At 41.5% G+C, this 5,273-nt stretch carries 6 protein-coding genes; 2 read left to right on the plus strand and 4 right to left on the minus strand.

Annotated elements, in window-relative coordinates; all coding sequences use genetic code 11:
• The 4 genes from IQ229_RS11860 to IQ229_RS11875 all read right to left on the minus strand — a co-directional run.
• A partial coding sequence (locus IQ229_RS11860; RefSeq protein ID WP_194043916.1) for a transporter substrate-binding domain-containing protein occupies positions 1 to 592 on the minus strand: 592 nt, incomplete at its 3' end.
• A 126-nt stretch (positions 593 to 718) separates the two neighbouring features.
• A complete protein-coding gene (locus IQ229_RS11865; RefSeq protein ID WP_194043918.1) occupies positions 719 to 1,417 on the minus strand; it encodes a 2-dehydropantoate 2-reductase in 699 nt (232 codons plus the stop codon).
• A 150-nt stretch (positions 1,418 to 1,567) separates the two neighbouring features.
• The gene (locus IQ229_RS11870) at positions 1,568 to 2,446 is read right to left on the minus strand and encodes an inositol monophosphatase family protein (protein ID WP_194043919.1); all 879 of its coding nucleotides are present in this window, start codon (positions 2,444 to 2,446) and stop codon (positions 1,568 to 1,570) included.
• A 242-nt stretch (positions 2,447 to 2,688) separates the two neighbouring features.
• Positions 2,689 to 2,841, minus strand: coding sequence for a hypothetical protein (locus IQ229_RS11875; RefSeq protein ID WP_194043925.1), 153 nt, complete (start codon positions 2,839 to 2,841; stop codon positions 2,689 to 2,691).
• Between the two features lie 203 nt (positions 2,842 to 3,044).
• Here IQ229_RS11875 and IQ229_RS11880 point away from each other — a divergent pair, with 203 nt between their 5' ends.
• Positions 3,045 to 4,427: an IS4 family transposase gene (locus IQ229_RS11880; protein WP_194043921.1), complete on the plus strand. Its 1,383-nt coding sequence runs from the start codon at positions 3,045 to 3,047 to the stop codon at positions 4,425 to 4,427.
• Between the two features lie 320 nt (positions 4,428 to 4,747).
• Positions 4,748 to 5,273 (plus strand): DUF1565 domain-containing protein (locus tag IQ229_RS11885; protein WP_194043923.1); only part of this gene is annotated, 526 nt, incomplete at its 3' end.

Below are 5,273 nucleotides of genomic sequence, written 5' to 3' on the forward strand. Positions count from 1 at the left end.
CAACAATTGCTGCATCAATTCGCCCAGATTTGATTTCTTGAACTACTTCCGGCACTCTGTTGAGTTGCTTTAGCTGAATACCCGCAACTTTTTTAGCAATTTTCTGAGCATTTTGTTCTTGTATGGTTCCTAGTTGTACCCCAAGCTTTTTTCCTGATAAGTCTTGAGCCTGTTTCAGATTGCTACCTTTGGGAGCGACAATGGTATCTTTGGCTTCGTAATAAATAATTGAAAAATCAATATTTTTCTGACGTTCTGGAGTCGGAGTCATCCCAGCCATGACAAAATCAGCGCGATTTGCTTGAAGTGCAGGGATTAATCCATTAAAATCGGATTCCATTATTTGAAGTTTAAACCCTAGTTTTTCAGCCAGGGTTTTGGCAATATCTATATCAAAGCCAACGATTTGGCGATCGCCTCCTTTCGTATCATAAAACTCATAAGGGGGATAATCTGGCGAAGTAATCATCGTTAGCGTGTCTTTCCCTAAAGGTGAAGCAGCTTTTAGAGGATTATTATGTCCTGTAATAATGCTAATTCCTACTACCGCTACAACCAGTATTGTTAATAGCCATACTTTCTTTTTCTTCATGAACTTGATAATTCTATAATTTACATTCCGCACCTTAAGAGAATTCCAAATAAAAAAATCCCACAACTAACGCAAAAATCCTCTCTATTTATCATCTCTCTCTGTTCTCTGCGTCTCTGTGGTTCGTCAAATTCTCACTTTTGTTGCCTCCAGTAGCTTGACGCTGGCATAAATAGCATCAATATAAGGTGTGGGAATTTGAGTAAGTTTTCCCAATTCTGCCACCGCGCCAACAATAGCATCTATCTCCGTAGCGCGTCCGGCTTCAATATCTTGTAGCATTGAAGTTTTATGGGAACCAACATTTTCTGCGCCATTAATTCGCTGTTCCAAAGTGATGCCAAACTTGATACCTAAATTTTCTGCGATCGCTTGAGTTTCTGTCATCATTTGTCGCGCTAGTTCGCGGGTGAGGGGATAGCGGCAAATATCCTCTAGAGTCGCACCAGTTAAGGCACTGATGGGATTAAACGCTACACCGCCATGCTTGCGAAAGTACCACCAAGGAACGCCATTTTGGGCTGTCACCACCATAGTATGTAGATTGTAGAGTGCAGGGAGAAAAGGTGCGATCGCGGGAACACTGTGAGCCTTCACAGTTAAAATTACTACATCCTGTGTCCCCGCTTCTTGAATATCGCTAGTTGCCAGAAATGGAGTAGCAATTTGGCTATAACCATCTGCCATAAGCAACTTCAGCCCCTTTTTTTGAATTGCCTCCAAATGAAAACCACGCGCGATTAATGTCACCGCTTCACCTGCCAATGCCAATTTCGCCCCTAAATATCCACCAATCGCACCCGCGCCAACAATACAGATTTTCATTTAGCCAAAAAATATGATTTGTGGAAAACGGTATCCAATTCAGTTCCCAGTAGTGAGTTCTCCAGCTTAGAGTAGGAAGATTCACAACTACTACTCATAACTCAGCACTCATTACTCATAACTCAGCACTCAGCACTCATAACTCAGCACTCATAACTCAGCACTCCTAAAGCTTTGCATCGCTTCTAATAAGTCTTGATGAACAGATTTTGAAGCAGTTACGAGCAATCCAGGCATACTATAGTTTTGACAAGTATGCAGTGGCGGTAAAGTCGAACCGTCCAGAGTAGTTACAATCCAGCCAGCCTCTTTTGCAATAAAAGCGAGTGCAGCACTATCAAGAAATTTGCCCGATTTGATAACTGCCCCACTCAAGTCGCCACTGAGAATACCATTAAGATTGGGAATTTGAATATCACTAGAGTAATCAGCCGCTATATCAATGACTTTATATCGATCTTTTAATAAATGTGCGATGGAATTCATTCCCCATCCTAATAAAATAGAAGGTTTGGCGGATGTTATATCTAACGGGGCACAGGCTTCTAAGTTCATCTCCAGCGTCCCTTTAAAAGCACCTTCGCCTCGAAGGGCGTAAAAATAAATGTTTTGGGCAGGAGAAATCGCAATTACTGCTTCAAAGTCATCCGCATTTAGAATACTGAGAATAATTTGGTAATTAGAATGTCCATCCATATAAAACTTCGTGCCATCAATCGGATCAAGTGTTACTAAGTAATCACCTTCTGAACCGAGTTCGGTAGCGCGAAAATACTTGGTGTTGTTAGAACTTTCATATTCTTCACCATAAAAGCGAATATCTGGGAAAGTTCCTAGTAATACTACTTCTACTAAATTTTGAATAGCGACATCTGCGTCAGTAAGGGCGGCACTAAAAAAGTTGTTTCCTTGTTCTTTGGCAGGAAGTGCAGCAATTTTTGGTTGTAGAAAATGGGCATAGGCTGCTGCTACTTTGAGATGGGGGAGTAAAGTTTCTAAAATTAATCGAGTAGTTGGTGTTGTGGACATTGCAGCAAACTCCTTTTAGAAATAATCTACCGTCAGCTAGGCGATAGAATTCTATATCTAGACAAAATTACGGTATCATTTGGATGCACTGATACCACCGTTGCTATATTACTTTAATTTGTATGTTTCAATAAACCATAGAAAAATCGCAATTTTTCTAGTAGATTTAAGGGTTTAAGACCGAACGTCAACACTTAGTACAGTATTTCATTAATTCATCGCAAATTAAATTTGACCATACCCTACAATGCTAATGCATTGGCTTGCATTGTTAATGCGGCGGCTTGCACTGTTAATGCATTGGCTTGCATTGTTAATGCGGCGGCTTGCATTGTTAATGCGTCGGCTTGCATTGTTAATGCGTCGGCTTGCATTGTTAATGCGGCGGCTTGCATTGTTAATGCGGCGGCTGCATTGTTAATACATCGGCTTGTATTGTTAATGCGTCGGCTTGCATTAGACCTCTTGCAAAAATCCTTGAATCACCCCCCTCTCCCAGAGCTATGCATTATAAACATCTTTCTTAACAGAGAAATTGACAGAAGAGAAAAAATATGGTTTTGGTAAAAAAAGGGACAACAGCAGATCAAAGTCAGCAATGGAACAATGGATTACACAAGAGCTAGAAAGGACAGAATTAGGTGACAGCAGAAGAACCAAACGGTTGATGAAAATAGTGGAAAATTTAAGTGCCAAACCAGAATCGAGTATTCCACAAGCGAGTGGGACATGGGCGCAAACAAAAGCCACCTATGATTTTTGGGATTCACCATACATCAAACCATCGATGATTAGGCAGGGACATATTGATGCGACAGTAGAGCGAATCACCAAGCATGAGGTAGTGTTGGCAATACAAGACACTACAGAACTGAACTACACCAGTCACAAAGCCTTGTCGGGAAAAGGATATCTCGATAGTAAATATGCCCAAGGATTAAAAGTCCACTCAGTCTTCACAGCCTCAGCACAGGGAATACCATTAGGTATCATTGAGCAACAAGTGTGGTCAAGAAAGGAAGAAGAATTAGGAAAAGCCGAACACAGAAAACAAAAATCGACCACGCAAAAAGAAAGCCAAAGATGGTTGGATGGGTTGAAAACCACCGAATCAATCATTCCTGCGACAGTGCAAGTAGTGACAATTGCTGACAGAGAAGCCGATATTTATGACTTATTTGGTTGTCCGCGTCGTCCTGGTTCAGATTTTCTGATTCGCGCCACACAAAATCGCTGTTTGGCTGAGAGTGAAGAGCATTTATGGTCAACATTGGAGTCTGTTGAGCCAGTTGGGACAACGATGCTGACGGTCAAACGCAATCCCACTCGACCAGCCAGAACTGCTACCCTAACTCTGCGTTATTGCACAATTACCATTGCACCACCACAAAATCGCCCCAAAACTGAACAACTAGCTCCCATAACATTACAGGCAATTTTAGTCACAGAAGTTGACCCGACACCAGAGATTGAGCCAATTAGTTGGTTACTATTAACTACCTTAGAAATTAGCAGTCTTCAAGATGTCTTGCAGTATGTGCAATGGTACAGTTATCGCTGGTTGATTGAACGTTATCATTATATTTTAAAAAGTGGTTGTGGAATTGAGAAGTTACAGCTCGAAACCGCCCACAGGAGCGAGATGGCTTTGGCCACCTATAGCATCGTTGCTTGGCGTTTATTGTGGCTCACTTATTTAGCTCGTTGTCAACCTGATGCTAGTTGTGAACAGGTTCTAGAACCGCACGAGTGGCAAGTCCTCTATGCCACCTTACATCACCAACTTTATCCTTACAAAGCACCACCTAATCTGGCTGATGTTGTGAATTGGATTGCTCGACTTGGTGGGTTTTTAGGTCGTAAAGGTGATGGCTCTCCTGGCGTGAAAGTTCTCTGGCGTGGCTTGACTCGATTACATGATCTCGTTCAAGGTTGGGAAGTTTGTCAGTCTCTCAATCGTTCATTATCATCCCATTCTTGAGTCAGTTTGTTTAATCTTTTCACTCTTGTATTTGTGATCATTAGACTTTCATCTACTCTCAATCATGAGAAAATGATATTTTTTGCGTCTTTGTTGATTTTAGTCAGCTATTTTCTAGAGTCAATCATGATTTTTTACCTCTCTACTCCACTACATAACTGCTTTCTTTTGTCAAACTTTCTGTTAAGAAAGATGTTTATAATGCATAGCATCCAAATGAAGGGTTTTGAACCCTAAACTTTCAGTTACCCTGAAAAAGTTTGCTACAAGTAGTGTTATTTACGATTGTCATAATTAAAACAATTGACTCTCAACTATCAATGGTGAACTCTACCCTCGTCGTCACACTCTATGTCAACCCTATGACAGGGAATGATAGCAATACTGGTTCACGGTTGAGTCCATTTAGAAGCCTCACCCGTGCTTTAAAAGTAACCAAAATCCCGACGATAATTCATCTGGAGTCCGGGACTTACAACGCCGCTAGTGGTGAGGTGTTTCCACTGCTCCTCTCTGGAGGGGTGACAGTGGTGGGTAATGAAGCTAACAAAGGTGCAGGAATTGTAATTTCCGGGAGTGGTGAGTATCAAAGTCCCAGTTTTGGTATACAAAATATTACGCTACTCTTGGTAGATAATGCCAGTCTTTTAGGTGTAACTGTCACCAATCCCTCAGCCAGAGGTACTGGTATCTGGATTGAATCGGCTGCACCTACTTTAAGTAACAATACTCTGAGTAACTGTGGGCGGGAAGGTGTGTTTACCACTGGTACTGCCAAACCCGCAATTTTAGATAACATATTTGTGCAAAATACTGCTAGCGGGTTAGTAATGGCAGGTCATAGCC

Source organism: Nostoc cf. edaphicum LEGE 07299 (assembly GCF_015207245.1).
In the GTDB taxonomy this organism is placed as follows: domain Bacteria; phylum Cyanobacteriota; class Cyanobacteriia; order Cyanobacteriales; family Nostocaceae; genus Nostoc; species Nostoc edaphicum_B.

Bases quoted from the DNA above. Each gene is read 5' to 3' on its own strand.
- IQ229_RS11870 (WP_194043919.1), bottom strand. From the start codon at position 2,446: ATGTCCACAACACCAACTACTCGATTAATTTTAGAAACTTTACTCCCC.
- IQ229_RS11865 (WP_194043918.1), bottom strand. From the start codon at position 1,417: ATGAAAATCTGTATTGTTGGCGCGGGTGCGATTGGTGGATATTTAGGG.
- IQ229_RS11875 (WP_194043925.1), bottom strand. From the start codon at position 2,841: ATGCAAGCCGCCGCATTAACAATGCAAGCCGACGCATTAACAATGCAA.
- IQ229_RS11880 (WP_194043921.1), top strand. From the start codon at position 3,045: ATGGAACAATGGATTACACAAGAGCTAGAAAGGACAGAATTAGGTGAC.